The following is a 23,338-nucleotide window of genomic DNA, read 5'->3' as shown; positions in this document are numbered from 1 at the left end:
AGGGGTAAACTTATTTCAGGACGGGACAAAATTAGAATCAAAAAAGCCCAAACTTTAGTTTGGGCTTTTTTATTTATTGCTTATACAAGCCATGATCAACAAGATGCTGACGAAGGATTCGACGTAACTCAAGTATTGCTTCAGGCGTTTCTTGAATAGAATGTCCGCCATGCAAAACTTTTTCTGAAACTGCTCCATCTAAGTGAGCACTTTTATATGGGACGATTCCATCTGTGATGACATTTGGATCATCACTTTTAGTAATGTTGCCTAAAATAGAGTGGAACACTAGACCTTTTTCAGGTGGAACATCGGCAGTTAACTCCATAAATTTCGATTTTTTACTTAAATCACTAGGCCCATTTTGGATGACATCATTAGTCAGTGTTTTCACGAAATCTTTAAGATCCATATCATCACTGGTAAGTGTGTCTGCTAAAGTTGTGAGAAAAGTTGCAGGTAAACGGATAATTTTCCGCGCAGCTAAGGTAAACCAACGGTCAGCATAATCAGTTCCACGATGGGGTGACGCTAAGAAAACAGCTCGATTAAAGTTATGAATTGGTTTCATCTTTAATCGCTCACTAATAACAGGATGCTTTCTGAGCTGGGCTTGCTGACGGCTGGTCATCATTGCTAAAGCTTGTTTCGATAGATCTACATCACTTACCAGTAAACGGCTAATAATGCCGCCCATACTATGACCAATTAAAACAGCATCTTTTGCAGCAGCATCTCTAGGATTCAATGATGAAAAAGCCTGTTTCAATAATGCATAGGTTTGAAAGCGACTTTCTAAGATAGGCATATTGGTTGAATAGAAAACTTGCCATACTTGATAGTTTTCACGCAAAACTGGATCACCCATAATATCGTTGGTAACAGCAATCCATGCTTCAGGACTGCTCGCCAAACCATGTATTAATACGATAACTTTTTTATTCGGATTATAAGGTTCCAACATATAAAGATGTGGCATGGTGAGATGCTGGTCACGGTCAATCAACGAAAGATAAGCAGCTGCACCTAGATTGTTTTCTGCTAACCATAGGCCGTAAGGCGCAGAAAAGTTTGCGGCAAGTGAGTATGCTTTTCCTGCGATATTTACTCTTTCAGTGTTGTAAGGATCATAAACTTTAATTTCAAAATTTGGATTATTTAAAACATCTTCCACGCTGGCAGTTGCTTGTTTAGGTTGAGCAATGATTGTCGCTGCCAAATAACGTGCTTTATGAATATTTGGGTTGGTGCCATTTGGATATTTATAATTCAGAGGATCAAGAATATATTTATTTTCCCCACGATTGGCTTCTGAGGACGGGAAGACCGCCACAAAATCAGACCCAAAACCATCTCTGCGGTTAATGGCTCTTAACCCTGAAAAATTCATATTATAGCTAGAAACAAATTGTTCAAGCTGTTGAACATTTTGCAGGCGTTGATAAGATTCGATATCGATCGTATAGATACTTTTACCAATTTTAATTGTTGGGGTAATGGTTTTAGATGGATTTCGAAGACTGTGTACATTAACTAATTTGGTTAGTGCTTGATTATAGAAATCTCGAATTTGAACTTGTCGGTTATCAAAAATACGTTCTTGTGGTTGACGACTTGTTTTGAATAAATATGCATAGCTATATCGAATACTTTTATCTAAGGACTCAAGTTCTTGATCTAGACACTTTTCATAGTTTTGTTGAATGACTTTCTGTTCTTCTTCTTTACGATGTTTGCTTAGCTTGCTAATTTTACAATCCGAAGATTCAGATAATGACAATGCTTTAGCAAGATATAATTCGCTTGCAGTTGATAAGAGCTGTTCATCTAAAATTTGTGGGATTTTGTGTAAATCAGCGACACAGTCATTTGGTGTTTGGGTGCAGACTTTAGCTTCTTTACCAGACATGGAGAGGACATTCAGACTGGCTTCGCTTAATTTTTTTTGCGTTAAAATGCTATTACGTTCATTGGCGATGGTTACATTTATCGCTTGTTGCTTTAGACTGACGACTTGGCAACCACTCACCATGATTGCACTGAGTAGACTAACAATAAATAAAGATTTATTCGGTTGAAATGCAAACATGATGGATCAGCACGGTAGGCTTGGATGTTATTTATAATACGAAAAATTAATGTTTTTTCAATGTAAAAAAAATAGACTGCTCAGGGCAGTCTATTTGTTCAAGAAATAAAAAATTAATTCATCACTTGCCATACGTTCCAGCGCTTACCAGATTCAATTTCACGAATTAAACGATCTGCGACTTCAGCCTCATCAGGGAACTTAATTTTATAGTTTCTGAGAGTTTGAATTGCATTTCTTTTTTGCTCTAACCATAAATAGTTGTTTGCAGCAGAAAGATATGCTTCTTGTACACCGCCTTTAATTGCTTTATCTAAATAAGGGATAGCTTCGCGCTGACCACCACCTTCAGACAAGCCAAATCCAAACCAGAAATTGGTTTCAGGATCATTTGGACTCATCGCAAGAATACGTTGTGCATAGTTTAACGACTTGGAGGTGTATGATGTTCCTAGATCAAGGTTGCGTGCCATGACGCTGGCTTTAAATGCACGCGATAATACATCAAATGATGCATTCGGTTTTTCTGCGAGCGCATCCAGCTTATGTGTGATTTCTTTGAGCTTAGTTTCATAACCTTTACGTTCTTGGCGTTCAGTAAAACGTGGCGGATAGTGACGCGCTTTACCTTCGACAAGCTGTAAGAAATCATCAATCTCAGTCACATCAACTTCATTTTCACCCGCAAGCACTGCATATTTGACATTACGTTGTTTACTATCGATCGTCGGAATAATAATTTTGTTTACATCTAAAGTCATTGATTTAGATGGATCACTTTGAAGAGAAACTACCATTTTAGTCACTGGTTGTGCAGCAGCTTCTTTGATAGCTAACTCAAAACTCGGTGGTGCATCGTATTGAATTGGATTTAAAGCATAGAATGCTGGAGTAGGATCAGGTTCTTTAAATACAAATGGCTCAGCAACATTTTCTTTTTTTGTTGGGGCTACGCCACAAGCCGTTAGAAAAGTGGTTGAAAGTACAAGTAATGCCAAGGGCTTAAAATTCATGATCTACATCCATTAATTTTAGTAAGAGGATAAAAATGATTGGTTCCGCTAGTCTAGGAAAAGCGGAACCAACTTGCAATGTACGAGATGTTATATTTTTTTAACTTACTCAGTTTTAAAGGTTGTACTTTGCGCTTCACATTCACGACGTACTTCTTCGATGATTTTTAATTCTTCTTTACTATATGGTTGAGTTTTAGAATTCTGACCGTTAAAAGTCGGATCAAGCAGAGATAGTCTTTGGCAAAGTGTATTCATACGCTTTTCATTCTTTTGCATGCGATCAAGTAATACACGAATACCTTCTAGAATCGGATCGGATTGATCTTCCGTTGTCGCATACGGTTCGAAACCAATACTCTCTGCATAATCACGTCGCAAAGCTTCTTGTTCTGTCTGTTCTTTGGTGTTTTGTTGTTTAAAGATATAGCGGGCAGGACTACCCACCGCAGTAACGCCTGCTGGAACTTCCTTAGTAACAACAGCATTCGATCCAACTTTCGCACCCTTGTGAACTGTGAAAGGGCCTAAGATCTTCGCACCTGCACCAACCACCACACCATCTTCTAAGGTTGGATGACGCTTACCTTTATTCCATGTGGTACCACCCAGTGTAACGCCATGATATAGGGTGACGTCATTCCCAATCTCAGCAGTTTCACCAATCACGACCCCCATGCCATGATCAATGAAAAAGCGTTTACCAATTTTTGCACCAGGGTGAATTTCAATACCAGTGGCAAAACGGCTGAAAGAGGAGAGTAAACGTGCAGTCCCTTTAAACTCTTTTTTCCAGAGTTCATGCGCCATACGATGCATGATTAATGCATGAATTCCTGGGTAAGTGGTTAAAACTTCAAGCGTATTGCGTGCTGCAGGATCACGTGCAAATACAGCCTCAATATCTTCTTTAAGCTGTTTAATCATTTGTTATGATCCTCCGATTGAGATTTTTTCCATGAACCATTTGCCAAAGACTGTACACGACTAAAAACACCGCGTAATAAATGATATTCCATACGATCTAATTGTATCCTTCCGAATAAACGACGCAAGCGTAAAGGGAGTAAACGGGGATTATCAGGATCTAAAAACTCAATTTCAGTCAACATTTTCTCAAAATGAGGATAAAACTCTTCCATTTGCTGTTGGGTTACAAGCGGTTCGTCCCATTGCATGGTTTGCTGTTGTTTAAGTTGCATTTGCTCATTTGATGTGTCAACCACTGGACTGATTTGCTCCAGTGCCGCCATTCTTAACTCGTAGCATACAACTTGAATGGCTTGTGCGACATTTAACACACCATATTCAGGATTTACAGGAATTGTTAAATGATAATTGGCGAGGGCGAGCTCCTCATTTGTCAGACCACGGTCTTCACGACCAAAAACAATAGCAATGTTTTGCTGTTGTGACGCCGCGTGAAGTGCTTCTTTTGCTGCTGGTCTTACATCTAATAATGGCCACGGTATGGTACGACTACGAGCACTGGTTCCAAACACCAGATGACAATCTTGAATCGCTTGTTCGAGTGTTTCTACAATGTCGATATGTTCGATAAGATCTTGTGCGCCTGCTGCCAAGGCATCAATATCTGGGTGAGGATATGTTTTAGGTGCGACTAAAACTAATTTGGATAATCCCATGGTTTTCATCGCACGTAAAGCGCTACCAATATTTGCAGGGAGAGTTGTATTGACCATAACAATACGGACATGATCCAAAGGTTTGGTCATATTATTTTGCTCAAACTGATTCATATATCATCCAAATTTAAGAATATTGAGAAACTTCGGCTTGATAAAGATCCAAGGCTTCATCCATAGACATATTTTCAGGAGGTGTTGCGACAGTGCTAACTTTAGGTTTTTCAATTGCTTTGGCAGCTTTTGATTTCACTTGATATTCGATGAAAATAGCATCTTTTCCAAAATAATCACGTAATTTAGCGAGTAATTCATCTTGAGGGGCAACTTTCCATTGTGGTCCAAGATGTAATTCAGCATAGGCAAAGCTTTGCTCAATTTGTAACTGTAAACCAATATGTTGACTCATATCGACATTACAATACGGAAGCAGAATAGCTTGTAAATCTTTGGCTAAGGATTTGGTCATTAAATCAGGGCTTAGCTGTACTTGAATACTTTGAGCACGCTTTTGGCGGATATCATTTAAACTAAATGCTTTGCTTAAACGGGCCATTGGGCGATCATAGCCTTCACGTTCATAGATTTCGCCTTCAACTACAACGACTTGTTCGAGTCGAACAATATCTTTGTAACGTTGGAAACGTTCATGATTGCAACTGATTTCTACACGTGCAGTGCCATCATCTAAGGTGATCATAATTCGATTCGGGAAGTTAGCAATATCTACGACTAACCCTGCAAAAACAGTTGTGACCCCTCGACGTGTCGGTGTAAGTTCATTTAATTTGGCTGGAATAAAGGCTTTTAACTCTTGGCGATAAACATCAATCGGATGTCCTGTCAAATACAGTCCAAGCGTATCTTTTTCACCTTTTAAACGAACTTCATCAGACCAAGGCTTCACAGGTTTGGCTGGCTTTCGTTGAACTTCTTCAACTTCACCAAACAGATCCATAATTCCTGTTTCTCGGTTACTACGTGCTTGCTCAGCTGCTTGTACGGCTTCTGGAAGTTGCGTCATCAAGCTTGAGCGTTCTATGCCGAGACAATCTAATGCACCGGCACGGATAAGCGCTTCTAAGGTACGTTTGTTAATCTTTTTTAGGTCAATACGATGACAGAAATCGAATAAGTCTTTATATGGACCTTCTTTAATGCGTGAGTCGATCACAGACTGCATTGCCTGTTCGCCAACACCTTTAATCGCACCTAAACCGTAGACAATGGTACGTTCATCACTGGCATGGAAATGATATAAGGACATATTTACAGACGGAGGAAGTACTTCTAACTTATTGTTACGGCAGTCATCAATCAAGAACACGATACTGTCAGTGTTCTGCATTTCCGATGATAGTACCGCTGCCATAAATTCTGATGGATAGTGTGCTTTTAACCATGCGGTATGATAAGCAACCAGTGCATAGGCAGCCGCATGTGATTTGTTAAAACCATAGCCTGCGAACTTTTCCATGTAGTCAAAGATGTGGTTGGCTGTGGCTTCATCAATGTCTTTTTCGGCAGCACCTTTAATAAAGATTTGGCGTTGCTTTACCATTTCCTCAGGTTTCTTTTTACCCATTGCACGACGAAGTAAGTCAGCGCCGCCTAAGGTATAACCAGCACAGAATTGTGCTGCTTGCATTACCTGTTCTTGGTAAACCATGATGCCATAAGTCGGTTCTAAAACGCTTTCGAGTAATGGATGTAAATATTCAAACTCGCCACCGTGCATACGATGAATAAAGTCTGGAATTAGATCCATTGGACCCGGACGATATAAAGAAACGAAGGCAATAATTTCTTCAAATTTACTTGGTCTTGCTTCTTTAAGCATTTTTTTCATGCCGACGGATTCAAACTGGAATACCGCAGTCGTATTTGCTTCAGCAAAGACTAAGTATGCATCTTTATCGTCTAAAGGGACATTTGCAATTTCGAGAGGAGTTTCAGATTTGATTCGTTTATTAATATTCTGAACGGCATCCTCGATCACCGTGAGGTTCCGTAAACCCAAGAAGTCAAATTTGACGAGTCCTGCTGCCTCGACATCATCCTTGTCATATTGCGCTACACGGTTGGTACCATCTGGATCGCACAACACTGCAGAGTAATCGGTAATTTTTCCGGGAGCGATAACTACACCACCCGCGTGTTTACCTGTATTTCGTGTGATACCTTCAAGTTTAAGCGCCATTTCCCAGATTTCAGCCGCATCATCATTGTCTGGGTTGGATGGATTGGTAACGATATCTTTAAGTTGCGGCTCCATATCAATCGCAGTCGCTAGATCAACGCCAAGTGGTTTGGTTGGCACCATTTTTGAGATACGGTCCGCGAGTCCGTATGATTTACCCAAGACTCGTGCAACATCTCGAATAGCACCTTTTGCAGCCATGGTACCAAACGTTGCAATTTGGGAAACAGCTTGGCGACCATAGTTCTGAGCAACATATTCGATAACGCGATCTCGACCTGCAATACAGAAATCGACATCGAAATCGGGCATTGAAACACGTTCAGGGTTCAAGAAACGTTCAAAGAGTAGGTCATATCGGAGTGGATCGAGGTCGGTAATTTTTAAACTATATGCAACCAGTGAACCTGCACCAGAACCACGTCCCGGTCCGACAGGTACCCCATTGTTTTTTGCCCATTGGATGAAGTCCATAACGATGAGGAAGTAGCCGGGGAAACCCATTTTTAAGATGATATCAACTTCGTATTTGATTCGTTCATCATAGGGTTTTCGAATATCTTCCCAATCCTCATCACGCTCTGATATTGGATAAAGGTGGTTTAAGCGCTCCTCTAAACCTTGACGAGACAGATGCTCAAAATAGGTATCAATGGTATAACCATCAGGGATAGGGAAGTCTGGTAAGAAATAGGTTCCGAGTTGCAGTGCTACATTGCATCGCTGTGCGACGTAATATGTATTTTCAATTGCACTTGGAATATCTGAGAAAAGTTCAGACATTTGTTGCCCAGTTTTGAAATATTGTTCGGGACTATAGTTTTTGGGACGTTTATCATCACCGAGTACATAACCATCCGCAATGCAAACACGGGCTTCATGTGCGTAAAAGTCGTCTTTTTCAATAAAATGAATGTCATTATGCGCAACGACACCAATTTGGTATTTTGCGGCGAGTTTGACTGCTTCTTGGATAAAGTCTTCTTCACCCGCGCGTTCGGTACGTGTTAATGCTAGATAAACACGGTTACCAAATTTTTCTATCCATGCTTCTAATAAAGGTTCAGCTTTTTGTGGGTTTGAAGAGCAGAGCATTTTACCCACATCACTGTGTTGCCCAAGCAAGATAATCAAGTCTTCAGATTGTTCGAGTACCCATTCTTTTTGGACGCAAGGAATACTGAGTTGTTGCCCCTCGATAAAACCGCGGGACACAATTTCAGTCAGGTTTCTCCAACCTGTATTGCTCATTGCTAATAGTGTGGCGCGATGTTCAGCATCATTGAGTCGAATGACGCTGCCTAAAATCGGTTTAATTCCTTTCTTAAGGCATGCTTCATAGAACTTCACTGCAGCATGTAGGTTTGACAGGTCAGTTAATGCCAGAGCAGGCATTTCATCGTTTATAGCAGCTTTGACCAAATCGGGTATGCGAACAATCGACTCTGTAATCGAAAACTCTGTATGAATACCAAGATGAACAAACTGCATAGATCTATCCTTAACGCGACCGCCGATTATTCTAACACGCTCTGTCTATGGCTGTTGTCTAATATTTTTGCAATAAGATCATATCTGCTTTGTATTCGACTCAGAAACTAAAAAACCGATGTATATGCGATTTGATCATATACATCGGTTGAGTCGTTATGGACGTAAATTAATACTCCCAGAACATCCGTTGAATTTCTTTAGCATCATTGGTTTTAGTGAGTGCCAATGCCGCGAGAATGCGTGCTTTTTGTGGATCAAGATCATGTGCAGCTACCCAACCATATTTATCATCAGGTTGTTCAGCATTACGTAAAACAAAACCTTGAGCCACACGAGAAGAACGGATAATTTGAATCCCGTTATCATTGTGTAGTTGTTGTAAGGTTGGAACTAAATATTTTGCAACAGATCCATTACCCGTACCTGCGTTGATGATTGCTCGTGCTCCAGCTTTTGCATAAGCAAGATACGCATCAGGTTTCATAGAGTCTGAACCATATACGATTTGAACAACGGGTAGCTGTTCACCTTTAATATTTTCAATATTAAATTCTGATGCTTTGGTATGTCGTTTGATACTGTTTCTAAACCAATATGGTTTTCCTTCAACAACTGTTCCTAATGCCCCCCATTGACTAACAAAGGCATTGGTATGGATATTTATTCCTTTGGTCACATCTCGTGCAGCAAAGATTGAGTCATTCATCAGTACCAGTACGCCTTTATTTTTTGCTTCATCAGATGAAGCAAGGGCAACAGCACTATATAAATTAAGTGGTCCATCCGCAGAAAGAGCAGTAGATGGGCGCATTGAACCAACTAGAACAATCGGTTTGTCAGTATGGATAACAAGATTTAAAAAGAATGCAGTTTCTTCAAGTGTGTCTGAACCATGTGTAATCACAATCCCATTCACAGATGGTTTTTTAACTAAATCATTGACTTGACGTGCCAGCGATAAAAGCTCTTTATCGGTAATGTTTTCAGATGCAATTTGTAGGGCTTGGATACCACTGACATTTGCTAGATCTTTAATTTGAGGAACTGAGTTAATTAGTGTCTCTACAGGAACTTTTGCTGCTGTATAGGTTGCACTATTGGTTGAGCTTGCGCCTGCACCTGCGATCGTGCCACCTGTCGCCATAATAACGACATTATTTTTTGCATACAATGAAACTGAAGCTGCAAGTAGGGTACATGCTAATCCTAATGATTTAACCGTTTTAATCATCAATCACAATCCTGTTTTTTAGTTTTCCACCGAAGTGCTATGTCAAATCCGACATGACATCGGGAGCTATTATTTGAAGTTTTAGCATTTAAATCATTGGCAAAATTATTTTTTATTAGACCTTTGTCTAGAGTAAAAGTAGATTTGATTAAAGATTTAAGTGATTGAAGTGGTTTGAAAGAATTTTCTTATTAATTTAAATAATATTAGGTGCTTATTTTAATTTTTTTTGGGGTTTAATATAGATGCATCATCTTGGTGCAATTTTGTGTAATGACAGACGAACTATTCTAAAATTAAAAAAAGCAATGTCTTGTACAGACATTGCTTTAATTTTTTTGCTTAACGACGTGTGGCTAGGAAGCGACCTAAGCGATTAATTGCTTCACGAAGCTCATTTTCTGCAGGTAAAAATACCACACGGAAATGATCAGGCGTTGGCCAGTTGAAGCCTGTACCTTGCACGAGTAAAACCTTTTCTGCTTTTAATAAATCAAGCATTAACGCTTCATCATCTTCAACTGCGTACACTGTTGGATCAAGTTTAGGGAAACAGTACATTGCACCTTCTGGTTTAACACAACTTACACCAGGGATTTCGTTTAGCATTTCCCACGCAATATTACGTTGTTCATACAGGCGACCACCTGGACGTATTAAGTCATTGATCGATTGATAACCACCCAAAGCTGTTTGAATCGCATACTGGGCTTGATGGTTCGCACATAGACGCATCGAAGCCAACATGTCTAGACCTTCGATATAATCAGCAGCACGGGCCTTGTTACCTGTAATCGCCATCCAGCCTGCACGATAACCTGCAATACGATATGCTTTAGATAAGCCGTTAAACGACACACAGAGTTGATCGCCAGCCAATGCCGCAACTGAAACGTGTTCTATACCGTCATATATGATTTTGTCGTAAATCTCATCAGCAAATAAAATCAAATCATATTTTTTTGCCAAAGCAACGATTTGCGCCAAAACGTGACGAGGGTAGACTGAACCTGTTGGGTTATTTGGATTGATTACCACGATCCCACGTGTATTGGGCGTGATTTTACTCTCCATATCGGCAATATCAGGATACCAGTAGTTTTCCTCATCACATTTGTAGTGAATTGCTGTACCACCAGACAGATTCACTGCCGCTGTCCATAATGGATAGTCAGGCATCGGAACTAACATTTCATCGCCGTCGTCTAGCAAGCCTTGCATTGCCATAACGATAAGTTCTGAAACACCATTTCCAACATACACATCGTTGACGTGCATATCAAAGATGCCTTTCTGTTGGTAGTACTGGCAGATTGCCTTACGTGCAGGGAAAATACCTTTAGAATCGGTGTAACCAATTGCATTGGGTAAGTTTAAAGCAACGTCATTGATAATCTCTTGCGGTGCTTCAAAACCAAATGGTGCAGGGTTACCGATATTGAGCTTAATAATTTTGTGCCCTTGTTCTTCCATTTCATTGGCGGCTCGCAACACAGGTCCACGAATGTCGTAGCAAACATGCTCGAGCTTAGATGATTTCTTAATTTCTCGTGGCGTAGTGTTACTGATAACGGACATAATTCCATCCAATGTTTTGTAAGTTAAGAAAAAATAGATTACCGAAAACGCACAATCTATTTTGAAATTTCGCTAGAAATTTATCAAGGACTAGCGTAAATATGGAAAGCATGAAGCATGACATTGAATCTCATAGATTTAAAGGAGTTTTTTCATGGGAAAAGTCAATAAAACTGACCGAGAATGGCAAAGAGAGTTATCACCAGAAGAATATCGCATTACCCGTAAAAAGGGTACTGAGCCAGCGTTTACTGGACAATATTGGAATAGTAAACAAAAAGGGATTTATGTATGTCGTTGCTGTGGTGCGAAATTATTTTCTTCTGAAACTAAATATGACAGTGGCTCTGGTTGGCCAAGTTTTTATCGACCGATTGATAATTTAGCCATAGAGGAGCATGACGATTCTTCACATGGCATGGTTAGAACAGAAATTGTTTGCCATGATTGCGATGCACATTTAGGGCATGTGTTTGAAGATGGCCCAGAACCGACTGGATTACGCTATTGCGTAAATTCAGCATCATTACAACTTAAAACAGAAGAAAAAAATGACGAGGAAACTTACCCATGAGTAACATTTATCAGTTCGAAGCTGAGTTGTTAGAGGGAGAAATAAAAGCACTTTCTGATTACAAAGGAAAGGTGATGCTGATTGTGAATACAGCAAGTAAATGTGGTTTTACACCACAATTTGCGGGACTGGAGAAACTTTATGAAAAATATAAATCTCAAGGTTTAGAGGTATTAGGTTTTCCATGCAATCAGTTTGGTGGACAAGATCCAGGTACGAATAAGGAAATAGGGGCATTCTGCCAGCGTAATTATGGTGTTAATTTCCCCATGTTTGCCAAGGTAGACGTTAAAGGACCTGAAGCACATGTGATCTTCCGTTTCTTAACCCGTGAGGCAAAAGGAATTTTAGGTAGTCGTAATATCAAATGGAATTTCACTAAGTTCTTAGTTGGACGCAATGGTGAAGTTCTGGGGCGCTACGCACCAACAACTAAGCCAGAAGCTTTGGAAGCGGATATTGAAAAAGCATTAGCGAAGTCATAGATATTCCTATTGTTAAAAAAGACGGTAATGAAACCGTCTTTTTAATTTTTTACTAGGAAGTTTCTGTTGGTAAGGGTTTATTCTTTCTGAAGTTAAACAGCTTTTGATGAATATCATCAATAAACGTGTAAACTACGGGAATAACCAACAAGGATAAGAATGTACTGGTGATCAATCCGCCAATTACTGATATTGCCATGGGTGAGCGGAAACTCGGATCGGTTCCAATACCTAAAGCAATAGGCAACATTCCAGCACCCATTGCCAATGTGGTCATGATAATCGGTCGTGCACGTTTATGGCAGGCATCGAGTAAGGCATTGAAACGAGAGTAACCCTTTTCATTACGTGCAATGATGGCGTAATCAACCAATAAAATAGAGTTCTTACTTGCGATGCCCATTAGCATGATTAATCCAATTAGACTCGGCATGGAAAAGCTACTTTGGGCTAAAAGGAGTAAGACGAAAGCGCCGCCTAATGACAATGGTAATGCTACTAAAATGGTGATCGGCTGTAAGAAATCTTTAAATAAAAGTACTAACACCACATAGATACACAATACGCCTGTTAGCATGGCGAGACCAAAGCTAGAAAATAACTCTTGCATAACTTCTGCATCACCAATGTTAGTGCGTGTCACGCTCGGTGGCAGATTTTGCATGGTCGGTAATTGGTCAACTTGGGCTGCAATATCACCTAAAGGCTGATTGTTAAGTTCAATATTTAAATTGATATTACGCATACGATTAAAGCGATCAATTTGCGAAGGACCACTTTCAATATTGACTTCAGCAATAGTGCCGAGCATGACTGGGCCACGACTACCTTTGACAATAAGACGTTTCATCAACTCTTGATCCTGTCGAGCTGATAAAGGAAGTTTAATGACTACGGGAACTTGCCGTTGCGATAGATTTAGTTTTGCCAAGTTTTGATCAAAGTCACCCGCAGTCGCAATCCGAAGTGTCTCAGCAATATCGTAGGTGGTAACCCCTAGATCAGCGGCTTTTGCAAAGTCAGGACGGATCACTAGTTCTGGGCGAATTAATGCAGCACTTGAATTTACACTACCGATATTCGGAATCGTACGTAACTCTCTTTCCAATTGTCGAGCTGTTGAAATCAGTGCTTCGGGATCATCACCTGAAAGAGCCAATTGATATTGACTGTTGTTTCCAGCGATACCGACTTGAATCCTTGCACCTGGGAGAGGGGCAAGCCTTTGTCTGATTTGATCTTCGATTTGCTGAAGACTTGCACTACGATTTTTACGTTCAGTTGTTTGAATGGTTAAGGTTGCTTTACGTGGTTCAGTTGATGCACCACCAGCAAAGGGATCTGTACCTGCTGCACCGCCACCGATGGTGGTATATATACTTTTAATTTCAGGATGATCTTTAATTAAGTTGCGGGCGTATTCTGCAGTTTTTAATGTATCAGCAAACTGTGAACCCGGTGTTAATTCTAAGCGTACTTGGGTTTGTCCAGTATCTGGAGGCGGAACGAAACCAGTTGGTAGTAATGGAATAAGCATCAGTGAACCGATAAAAAACAGGATTGCACCAAATAAGGTGATCCAGCGATGGCGAATACACCAAGTCACCAATCGCATATATCTGCGCATGACTTGTCCATCATTTTCACGATCTTTGGCTAGTCCAGTTTCTCCTTGGTCATTTACAGAGCCATTCTGTAATGGGTGATCAATTTTTCCCACCCAAGGTTTTAGAATATAGGCTGCCATCATTGGGGTTAGCAAACGGGCCACAAGCAATGATGCAAAAATAGCAAGTGATGCTGTCCACCCAAATTGCACAAAGAATTTACCCGCAATACCACTCATAAAGGCAGTTGGTAAAAAGACGGCGATTAGGGTAAACGTTGTAGCAATGACTGCAAGACCAATCTCGTCAGCAGCCTCCATGGCAGCTTCATACGGAGTCTTGCCCATCCTCAGATGCCGAATAATATTTTCAATTTCTACAATTGCGTCATCGACTAAGATGCCGACAACCAAAGACATAGCCAATAAGGTGACAATATTTAAAGTAAAACCTAGATAATACATACCAATCATGGCAGGTAGAATTGAGAGTGGTAAGGCCGTTGCAGCAATAATTGTTGCGCGCCAATCACGTAAGAATAACCACACGACAAGTACAGCTAAAAGGGCACCTTCATAAAGTAGTGCCATTGAACCTTTATAGTTTTCTTCAACAGGTTGAACAAAGTTAAATGCCTCGGTGATTTCAAGATCAGGATGAGATGCTTTGAGTTTATCCAATGCAAGGATAACGCCTTTTTCAACATCAACTTCACTTGCGCCTTTGCTACGCGTGATTTCAAAACCAATCACTGGTTTTCCATTCAATAACGCAGCTGAGCGTCTCTCTGCAATACCATCATGAATCGTCGCAACTTGATCGAGCCGGATGTGGCGGCCGTCACTGAGTGCAATATCCATCGCACCAATTTCTGCTGCTGTTTGTACTGTAGCGATTGTACGGATCGACTGTTCACTGCCACCTATTTTGGTTTGTCCGCCTGAAGCATCTTGTTGGAGTAGACGTAGCTGACGACTGATATCGGTTGCCGTTGCATTGAGTGCGAGTAATTTTTCAGGATCTAACTCAACTTCAACTTGTCGTGTGACACCACCAACACGTGATACCGCACCAACTCCTTTCACTTGGAGCATGGCACGTGAAATATCATAGTCGACAAACCATGAGAGTGCTTCTTCATCCATTTTTGGAGATTGGATGGTGTAAGTTAAGATGGGTGAGCCAGATAAATTAATTTTACTGACAATTGGATCTCTTAAATCCGCAGGTAAATCTGAGCGTACTTGAGAAACCGCATTCCGTACATCATCTACGGCTTCTTGGAGTGGTTTTTCTAGTTGGAATTCGGCTGTGACGCTCACTACGCCATCTTGAATATTGGTATATTGATTTCTAAGGCCTTGTAAAGTTGCAATCGAGTTTTCAATTTTACGTGCAACTTCCGTTTCCAATTGTGGGGGAGCCGCGCCCGGAAGTGCTGCCGTCACGGTTACCATTGGAAGTTCAATATCGGGGAATTGTTGGATTTTCATCCAGTGAAAACATAACAAACCCGCTAAACCCAACATGATAAATAGTAAAATACTGGGAATCGGATTACGAATCGACCAAGCAGAAACATTCATCTTAACGCTCCTGCTGAGTAACAAGATTTTGACTAAGCGGTGTATCAGGAATTTCTTTCGCGATGCTCACGAGATCTCCATCACTTAAAAAGCCTGTACCCGATGAGACAACTTTGACATTTGCAGGTAAATCTAGAATCTCAACACGATTACCTAAACGACGTCCTATAGTTACTTTTTGCTGAGTCACACGGTTATGACGGTCAACTGTGAAAATGTAAGTAAAACCATCACGGAGTAATAATGCACTTTGAGGCAGAGTGAGTGCCGATTTTTCTCCCAGATTAAATTCACCCTTAACAAACATACCCATACGAACAGCTTGTGTCGAAGGTAAATCGACATACACAATCCCATAGCGTGTTTGTGGGTCGATAACAGGTGCGATCATTCGCACTTTACCTTTAATTTTCGGTTGAGTAGGGTCGGGAGAAATAATTTCAGCGCCCATACCTTGTCTTAGTTTATAGAGATCGGTTGTGGTTACTTCAGCCCGCCATTCTAAGCGGTGATCTCTAATTAACCTGAATAATTCTTGTCCTGTTTGAGCTAAAGACCCGACAGTTGCACTACGAGCAGAAATCACGCCGTTATCAGGGGAAACAACTTTGGTTTGGGTTAAACGCAATTCATTACTTTCAATTTGTGCCTTGGCTGCATCTAAGCGTGCTTGGGCGGTCGCTTGAGATGTTTGATATTGCGCAGACTCTTGAACTGAGATAGCGCCTGTATTTTTTAGCTGTTGAACACGTTTAAGATTAGCTGCTGCATCTGCAAGAACTGCTTGAGCTTCTGCATAACTGGCTTTGGATGCTGCAAGATCTGCACGAATCGTATCGCTATTTATTTCGGCTAAAATCTGTCCACGTTTAACCTGATCACCAACGTTAACATTGACTCGAGTGAGACGTTGACCAGATAACTCACTACCAATTACCACTTCTTGCCATGCGGCGACATTGCCATTGGCAGTAAAGCTTTGTTTCCAGTTTTGTAATACTGGCTCAACGACTGTTACTGTGAGTGCAGGTTTTTGCTCCGTCTTTTTAGCTGTGTTAGGCGGACTGTCGGTTGTAGATTTTTTAGTAGTCTCAGTAAACCTTAAGGTAATGAGAATAATGACCAAACCAACGATGATTGCAAATAAAAGCCAAACTTTTTTATTGGTTTTTTGAGAAGTTTGAGAAGCCATCTTTCCATAGTCATCAAATTGTGTGATGGCTAAGTATAGACCAAGATTTCAACAGATGGTCAAGTGTTCGATGTCAGATTTCAGTCTTGCCAGTAAACATTAGTAGAGGACGGTTTTTTTTACTCTATCTATATGATATTCATTCGTTTTATGAGTTTTTGAGGTTAAAGTGGCAATAAACGATTAAATACCACATTTTTCATGACAATTGTGGAGGTGAGGCGTTGTACGTTAGGTAGGGCTGACAAGCTATCATCATATAATTTTTGGAAACTTGCTAAGTCTTTGGTGACTACATGTAGGAGGTAATCTGGATTGCCAAATAGACGTTGAGCTTGCGTTACATTTGCGATTTCACTGACTTTTTCTTCAAAACTGGATAAAGCCTTTTTGTCCCCATCTTTTAAAGTGACGAAAATAATTGCTGAAAAGTTCAAACCAATTTTGGATGCTTCCAAATCTGCATGATAGCCTTTGATAATTCCTGATTCTTCCAGTGCTTTCACACGACGATGACATGGAGATAGGCTGAGTCCAACTCTTTCAGCCAATTCAGTGATAGATAATCGTCCATTTGCTTGTAGTTCAGCAATAATTCTCTTATCAATGCGATCCATTTAGAAGAAACTACCTTTTAATTTTAAATGTATAGAAGTAATTAGAATAACATTTTAATCATAAAAGCCTACTATCTCAAAGCAATATTTATCAATTGGTATAAATATCAAAGCTGAAAAATGACATGTTATTGAGGAATAGCGCTGCCTTATGGAATTAAGTGTGATATTCGCTTTTTGGAGTGTTTCAATTCTATTTGTGCTTACACCTGGTGCGGATTGGGCGTATGCGATTTTGGCAGGTATTGAGGGAAAGTTTGTTAGTACTGCCGTTACAGGATTGATTTTAGGGCATTTGATTGCAATTTTATGTGTTGCTGCAGGTGTAGGCTCACTCTTAAACCATTTTCCGATTCTTCTGACGGCAATGACAGTGTTAGGTGCGGGATATTTACTGTGGATGGGAGTTCATCTGTTATTGCAGCCAGCAACTATTTCACACACTGATGGACAAAATCAATCATTAATGAATGCTAAAGCATGGTTGATTAAAGGTGTGGGGATTAGCGGTTTAAATCCCAAAGTACTGCTTTTGTTTTTTGCGTTGTTACCACCATTTATACATCCCAAAATGGCACTTTCTCCAACTGTACAAATCATGATGTTAGGGATGATTCATTTACTGAGTTGCGCTGTGGTGTATATGTTAGTAGGCGTGGCAGCAAAAAAATTATTGAGAACACGACCAACAGCAGTAAAAATTGTGAGTCGTATTTCAGGTGGCTTGATGGTCCTGATTGCATTAATTTTAGTGGTCGGGCAAGTTTGAGAAAATGAAAATAGGAATCTATAGATAGATTATAGATTCCTTTGGTTATCTAAATTAAAGAATTGATTTTAATCGTTTAACCACTTCTTCACATTGTGCCAAATCTGCAACCAACGCCATTCGAACATGACCTTCGCCTGGATTACCTTGTTCAGTATCTCGAGAAAGATAACGACCAGGTAAAACTTTAATGTGGGCTTTTTCCATGAGCATTTTGGCAAAAGTTTCATCATTATCTACTTTTAACCAATAATAGAAGCCAGCATCTGGTTTTTGTAAAGGTAGCAGATGACCAAGCTCAGATTGGAATAAATCAAACTTAGCACGGTATTGTTGACGATTCTCTTCAACGTGTGCTTCGTCATTCCAAGCTGAAATGGATGCCAATTGATGCTGAACTGGCATTGCAGCGCCATGATAGGTGCGATATTGCAGATAAGGTTTTAATAAAGCTGCATCTCCAGCCACAAAACCAGAACGCATACCAGGCAAGTTGGAACGCTTAGAAAGTGAGTGAAATACGATGCAATTCTTGTAATCATCACGTCCCATTTCTGCGCAAACTTCTAATAGTCCAACAGGTGCTTGGTCAAACCAAAGTTCCGAATAACATTCATCAGATGCAATCACAAAATTATATTGATCTGACAAAGTGATTAATTTTTTAAATTGGTCTTTTGACAGTACGGTTCCCGTTGGATTACCTGGTGTACACACAAACAATAATGCTGTTTTTTCCCAAACTTCAGCTGGGACGGCATCAAAATCGCCTAAATAGCCATTTTCTTCAGTGCAATTGATGAAATAAGGTTTAGCACCTGCAAGTAGTGCAGCGCCTTCGTATATTTGATAGAACGGATTTGGCATCACGATATAAGCTTGATCTTCACGTTTGATGAGTGATTGCACAAACGAAAAAATACCTTCACGTGTTCCAGAGACAGGCAGAATATGATCTTCTGCACTGATAGTGTTCAATTGAAAACGGTTTGTTAGCCATTGTGCAATACTTTGGCGCAACTCAGGTAAACCTTTACTATTTGGGTATGTAGATAAATGCGCGAAATTTTCAATAATGGCTTGTTTAACGAACTCAGGTGCTGGATGTTTTGGTTCACCAATTGAGAGTGGAATCAATGGTAAGTTGGCAGGTTGCACATCTTTAAAAAGTTGATTTAACTTTTCAAAAGGATAAGGATGCAATAGAGACAAGCTTGAGTTCATTTAAACGTTACCCAATGTAAGAATGAAAATTCCCCCTTTTTGAAAAGGGGATGCGGAGCTATAACTCCGCAAAGTGTTTTTAAGATGGATTGCAAATTTGATTAGAAGCCTCATCCAATGCTGCTTTTAATGTTTCAGCAAAAGCTTTGACTTCTTCATCGGTGAGCAATACACCATTTTTCTTGGTGACAAAGAAAATATCTTCTGCGCGTTCACCAAGCGTTGCAATTTTGGCCGAATGTATATCTAAGCCTTGCAACATGAATAAGCCACCAATACGAGCCAGTAAACCCGGTTGATCAAGTGTGGAAATTTCAACCATATGCTGCTGTAAGGCTGGATTAAGTACAATATCAACCGTGTTTTGTATATCGAAATGACGTAAATGGCGCGGAATACGACGTTGCATGATGCCTGGATACTGATCTGGATGACTCAATGCTTCAACTAGGGCTGCCTTAACTTTGCATTCACGTTGGGGGTCTGTGAGTAATGTACCAAAACGATCGAGTACCAAGTAAGTATCCAAACTAAACGAGGTTGATGCAGTGATAATACGTGCATCTTGTACGTCTAGATTCATTCGGTCAAGTACAGCTACCGTTGTTGCAAATAAGTTCGGTTGATCGCGTGTATAAATAAAGATCTGAACCGCATCATCAGCAGCGTTACGGTGTGCACGGAGTAGAACCAAAGGTTCTGGATTATCACCATGTTGTAATATTGCTTGAGTGTGCCATGCGATTTCATTGGCAGACTCTTTCACAAAGTATTCGTCGCCAAGTTTTTGCCAAACTTTTTCAACTTCAGCGAGGGAGAAATCATTGACTAGTAATTCACTGGCGGCGAATTTAGTGTCTTCAATCAGCATTTGATAATCAACAGGGCGACCTAGACCAGAGCGAATTACATCGCGTGAATAAGTATAAAGTTGACGCATGAGCGAAGCACGCCAAGTATTCCAAAGTTTTGGATTAGTTGCATTGATATCTGCTACAGTTAGTGTATAGAGATAATCAAGATGCTCCATATCACCGACTTTTTCGGCGAACTCTTTTACTTCATCAGGGTCGGAAATATCTTTTTTCTGTGCAGTAAGTGACATGAGTAGGTGATTATTGATCAACCATGCAACCAGTTTGCATTCACGTTCAGTAAAACCATGAGTGCGACAGAATTCGATGGCATCGAGTGCACCGAGTTCACTATGATCACCACCACGCCCTTTTGCAATATCATGGAAAATTGCGGCTAGATAAACAATGTCATGGCGTGCAATTCGTTGGAAAACGGAGCTTACAACAGGGAATTCTTTGGCAAATTCAGGTTCTTTAAAGCGACTTAGATTACGTAGTAGCAATAAAGTATGTGCATCGACGGTATAAATATGGAATAAATCGTATTGCATTAATCCGGTGATTTGTCCAAAAGCTGGAATGTAATTACCCAATACACCATAACGTTTCATTGAAACCATTGTTTCATATAGACGATGCGGTGATCGAATAATAGACATGAATAGTGCTTGGTGTACAGGATTGTCACGGAAACGTTGGTCAATACGTTTTGCAGCAAGTACTAACAAACGTAGAGTACGTGCACGTATACCGGTAATTTCAGGTCGGTTTGCCAGTAAATAGAATAATTCTAAAATAGCACTCGGTTCTTCTGAGAACACTTTGTGATGTTGTACTGCTAATTTGCCATCTACGATTTTAAAACGTTCATTAATATCGATAATGTGACGTTCATAGTCTGGTAAACGAGGGGTAATTACGGATTCATTAAAATACGCCAGTAGCATTTCATTCAGGGTAGAGACCTGTTGCGCTGTGCGATAATAACGCTTCATAAATTGTTCAACTGCAAAGTTTACAGGTTGACCTTCTTCTCGCACATAACCAAATTTTGCAGCAATATCTCTCTGATATTCAAACAATAAGCGGTTTTCATCACGTTTGGCGAGGCGATGTAAATGGGTGCGAATTTCCCACAAAAAACTTTCCGCTTCTTCTAATACCGCTAGTTCGAACTCAGTAATAAAACCAAGATGTACAAGATCATAAATACGGTTTACACGGAAATGACGTTTTGCAATCCAACCGATTTGATTAATATCTCGAATACCACCGGGTGCATTTTTAATATCAGGTTCTAAATTACTTTCTGTATTGTTATGTTGAGCATAGCGTTTTGCTTGTTCTTGCATTTTTGCGTCATAGAACGTTTGATCCGTCCATGTTTGCGCAACAATTCGACGAGGCCATTTTGCAAGTTGTTCATTGCCAGTAATTAAACGAGCCTCAATCAATGTTGTTGCAACGGTTAAGTCATTACTCGCTTGTTCAACACAGTTTTGAATGGTGCGGACACTAATGCCCGGTTTGAAGTTGCCGACATCCCAAAGTGATGAAATAAATGTGGAAATAAGTTTCTCTTGATCTTCACTTATTTCATCTTCAGATAGAATCATGATATCCGTATCGGAATACGGAAGCATCTCATGGCGACCATAACCACCAACAGCAAATAAACCCAATTCAGTTTGATCTAATCCAGCATGATTCCAAAGGAATATAAGTGCTTCATCGATAGAATTTGATCTTGCTTTGATGACATCACGAATCGACTGACCATTTTCATAGCTCTCTTGTAACTGCTTTTCTACATCTGTTCGCCATTGATTAATAGCTTGAATGTCATGATGACTGGTCACGTAGTTTAGCAATGGAGATGTATTGATCATGAAAATGGGTCTTCTATCAAAGTCCCTCTTGATTGCAAGAGGGGTTAGGATTATTTAAGCGTTTGTTTCTACACTCACTTGGTCAGCTGCTTGTTGTGCTAACTCACGTGCCAAATCTGTGGTTTCAGCACGTGCAGTCGCCACGCCCATGCGACGACGTTTAAAGCCTTCTGGTTTACCAAATAGACGCAAGTCCGTGTTCGGGTTTGCTAAAGCAAGATTTACGCCAGAGAAGCTTAAGTTGTTTGCATCCACACCTGCATAAATCACTGCGCTCGCCGCAGTACTATGACGTGCTGTATTCACAGGTAAACCTAAGATTGCACGCGCATGTAACTCAAATTCACTTTGAAATTGAGAAGCTAAAGTTACAAGACCAGTATCATGTGGACGAGGAGATACCTCACTAAACCAGACTTGATCACCTTTGATGAATAACTCTACACCAAAAATACCACAGCCGCCCAATGCTGTAGTGACTTTATTGGCAATGCGTTTTGACTCTTGTAATGCAGTTGCTGTCATCGGTTGAGGCTGCCAACTTTCTACATAGTCACCAGCATCTTGACGGTGACCGATTGGATCACAGTAATGGGTCTCGATCTCACCTGTTTCAGGATTTTTGGCGCGTACTGTCAGTAAGGTAATCTCAAAATCGAAATCAATTTGCGATTCAACAATAACTGTGCCTTGATTGACACGTCCACCTTGCATTGCATATTCCCATGCTGCATCAACTTCATTGAAGCTTTTTACGCGAGACTGACCTTTACCAGATGAAGACATTACAGGTTTTACAAAGTTTGGATAGCCAATATCATCACAGGCAGCGCGGAAGCTTTCAAGGGTGTTGGCAAAACGATAAGCGGAAGTTGGTAAACCAAGTTCCTCTGCTGCTAAACGACGAATACCTTCTCGGTTCATGGTCAAGTTAACAGCTTTTGCAGAAGGAATTACAGTTGCTATTTCATTTTGTTCAATCTCAACGAGTACTTCAGTTGCAATCGCTTCGATTTCAGGAACAATTAAATTAGGTTGAATTGTTTCGATAAGTTTTTTTAATTCAGCAGGATCAGCCATATTGAGCGTATAAGCGTAATGCGCTACTTGCATTGCAGGTGCATGATCATAGCGATCGGCAGCATGGACTTCGACACCTAAGCGCTGTAGAGAAATAACAACTTCTTTACCTAGCTCTCCAGAACCTAACAGTAAAACCTTAAATGCAGAAGATTGAAGTGGAGTTCCTAGAGTGACGCTCATGCGAATAATCCTATCCTGAGTAAT

The 23,338-nt window shown here is 40.3% G+C and carries 16 protein-coding genes; 3 read left to right on the top strand and 13 right to left on the bottom strand.

Annotation, left to right across the window (positions count from 1 at the left end; all coding sequences use genetic code 11):
* Window positions 1-73: 73 nt before the first annotated feature.
* The 7 genes from AAC851_RS02525 to AAC851_RS02495 form a co-directional block, all read right to left on the bottom strand.
* A complete protein-coding gene (locus AAC851_RS02525; RefSeq protein ID WP_340600448.1) occupies window positions 74-2,089 on the bottom strand; it encodes an esterase/lipase family protein in 2,016 nt (671 codons plus the stop codon).
* A 113-nt stretch (window positions 2,090-2,202) separates the two neighbouring features.
* A complete protein-coding gene (locus AAC851_RS02520; protein WP_005081200.1) occupies window positions 2,203-3,102 on the bottom strand; it encodes an ABUW_2363 family tetratricopeptide repeat lipoprotein in 900 nt (299 codons plus the stop codon).
* Between the two features lie 105 nt (window positions 3,103-3,207).
* Window positions 3,208-4,029, bottom strand: a complete 822-nt coding sequence (gene cysE / locus AAC851_RS02515; protein WP_004639373.1) for a serine O-acetyltransferase — start codon at window positions 4,027-4,029, stop codon at window positions 3,208-3,210.
* Complete coding sequence (locus tag AAC851_RS02510; RefSeq protein ID WP_005081202.1) at window positions 4,026-4,862, bottom strand: RNA methyltransferase; 837 nt, start codon at window positions 4,860-4,862, stop codon at window positions 4,026-4,028. Before AAC851_RS02510 ends, cysE begins: the two co-directional genes overlap by 4 nt.
* 13 nt (window positions 4,863-4,875) lie before the next feature.
* Window positions 4,876-8,439, bottom strand: coding sequence for a DNA polymerase III subunit alpha (dnaE, locus tag AAC851_RS02505; protein WP_004639371.1), 3,564 nt, complete (start codon window positions 8,437-8,439; stop codon window positions 4,876-4,878).
* A 169-nt stretch (window positions 8,440-8,608) separates the two neighbouring features.
* Complete coding sequence (locus AAC851_RS02500) at window positions 8,609-9,676, bottom strand: asparaginase (protein ID WP_026057248.1); 1,068 nt, start codon at window positions 9,674-9,676, stop codon at window positions 8,609-8,611.
* A gap of 339 nt (window positions 9,677-10,015) precedes the next feature.
* A complete protein-coding gene (locus AAC851_RS02495; RefSeq protein ID WP_004639369.1) occupies window positions 10,016-11,251 on the bottom strand; it encodes a pyridoxal phosphate-dependent aminotransferase in 1,236 nt (411 codons plus the stop codon).
* 154 nt (window positions 11,252-11,405) lie between these two features.
* On the opposite strand from AAC851_RS02495, the gene msrB reads away from it, so the two are divergent.
* Window positions 11,406-11,825: a peptide-methionine (R)-S-oxide reductase MsrB gene (gene msrB / locus AAC851_RS02490; protein ID WP_004639368.1), complete on the top strand. Its 420-nt coding sequence runs from the start codon at window positions 11,406-11,408 to the stop codon at window positions 11,823-11,825.
* Entirely contained in the window at window positions 11,822-12,310 is a 489-nt protein-coding gene (locus AAC851_RS02485; RefSeq protein ID WP_004639367.1) for a glutathione peroxidase, read from the top strand. Before msrB ends, AAC851_RS02485 begins: the two co-directional genes overlap by 4 nt.
* A gap of 52 nt (window positions 12,311-12,362) precedes the next feature.
* Here AAC851_RS02485 and AAC851_RS02480 read toward each other — a convergent pair whose 3' ends face one another.
* The 3 genes from AAC851_RS02480 to AAC851_RS02470 form a co-directional block, all read right to left on the bottom strand.
* Window positions 12,363-15,503 (bottom strand): efflux RND transporter permease subunit, encoded by a 3,141-nt coding sequence (locus tag AAC851_RS02480; protein ID WP_125501766.1) that lies wholly within the window; start codon window positions 15,501-15,503, stop codon window positions 12,363-12,365.
* Between the two features lies 1 nt (window position 15,504).
* On the bottom strand, window positions 15,505-16,695 hold the full coding sequence (locus AAC851_RS02475) for an efflux RND transporter periplasmic adaptor subunit (protein ID WP_340600447.1): 1,191 nt from the start codon (window positions 16,693-16,695) through the stop codon (window positions 15,505-15,507).
* A gap of 164 nt (window positions 16,696-16,859) precedes the next feature.
* Window positions 16,860-17,312, bottom strand: coding sequence for an Lrp/AsnC family transcriptional regulator (locus AAC851_RS02470; RefSeq protein ID WP_005080377.1), 453 nt, complete (start codon window positions 17,310-17,312; stop codon window positions 16,860-16,862).
* 151 nt (window positions 17,313-17,463) lie between these two features.
* On the opposite strand from AAC851_RS02470, the gene AAC851_RS02465 reads away from it, so the two are divergent.
* Window positions 17,464-18,081, top strand: coding sequence for a LysE family translocator (locus tag AAC851_RS02465; RefSeq protein ID WP_075315690.1), 618 nt, complete (start codon window positions 17,464-17,466; stop codon window positions 18,079-18,081).
* A gap of 54 nt (window positions 18,082-18,135) precedes the next feature.
* On the opposite strand, the gene dapC is transcribed toward AAC851_RS02465, so the two are convergent.
* From dapC to purT, 3 genes are all read right to left on the bottom strand, one after another.
* Window positions 18,136-19,305 carry a succinyldiaminopimelate transaminase gene (dapC, locus tag AAC851_RS02460; protein WP_125501763.1) on the bottom strand — a complete coding sequence of 390 codons (1,170 nt, stop codon included), beginning with the start codon at window positions 19,303-19,305 and terminating at the stop codon, window positions 18,136-18,138.
* A gap of 79 nt (window positions 19,306-19,384) precedes the next feature.
* A complete protein-coding gene (glnD, locus tag AAC851_RS02455) occupies window positions 19,385-22,051 on the bottom strand; it encodes a [protein-PII] uridylyltransferase (RefSeq protein ID WP_125501761.1) in 2,667 nt (888 codons plus the stop codon).
* A 54-nt stretch (window positions 22,052-22,105) separates the two neighbouring features.
* The gene (purT, locus tag AAC851_RS02450; protein ID WP_171055795.1) at window positions 22,106-23,323 is read right to left on the bottom strand and encodes a formate-dependent phosphoribosylglycinamide formyltransferase; all 1,218 of its coding nucleotides are present in this window, start codon (window positions 23,321-23,323) and stop codon (window positions 22,106-22,108) included.
* Between the last annotated feature and the right edge of the window lie 15 nt (window positions 23,324-23,338).

Origin of the sequence: Acinetobacter sp. HZNU-JH01, assembly GCF_037996845.1 — a bacterium.
GTDB lineage: Bacteria > Pseudomonadota > Gammaproteobacteria > Pseudomonadales > Moraxellaceae > Acinetobacter > Acinetobacter haemolyticus.
The sequence above is the reverse complement of the archived record's forward strand: the minus strand, read 5'-3'. Positions and strand labels throughout refer to the sequence as shown.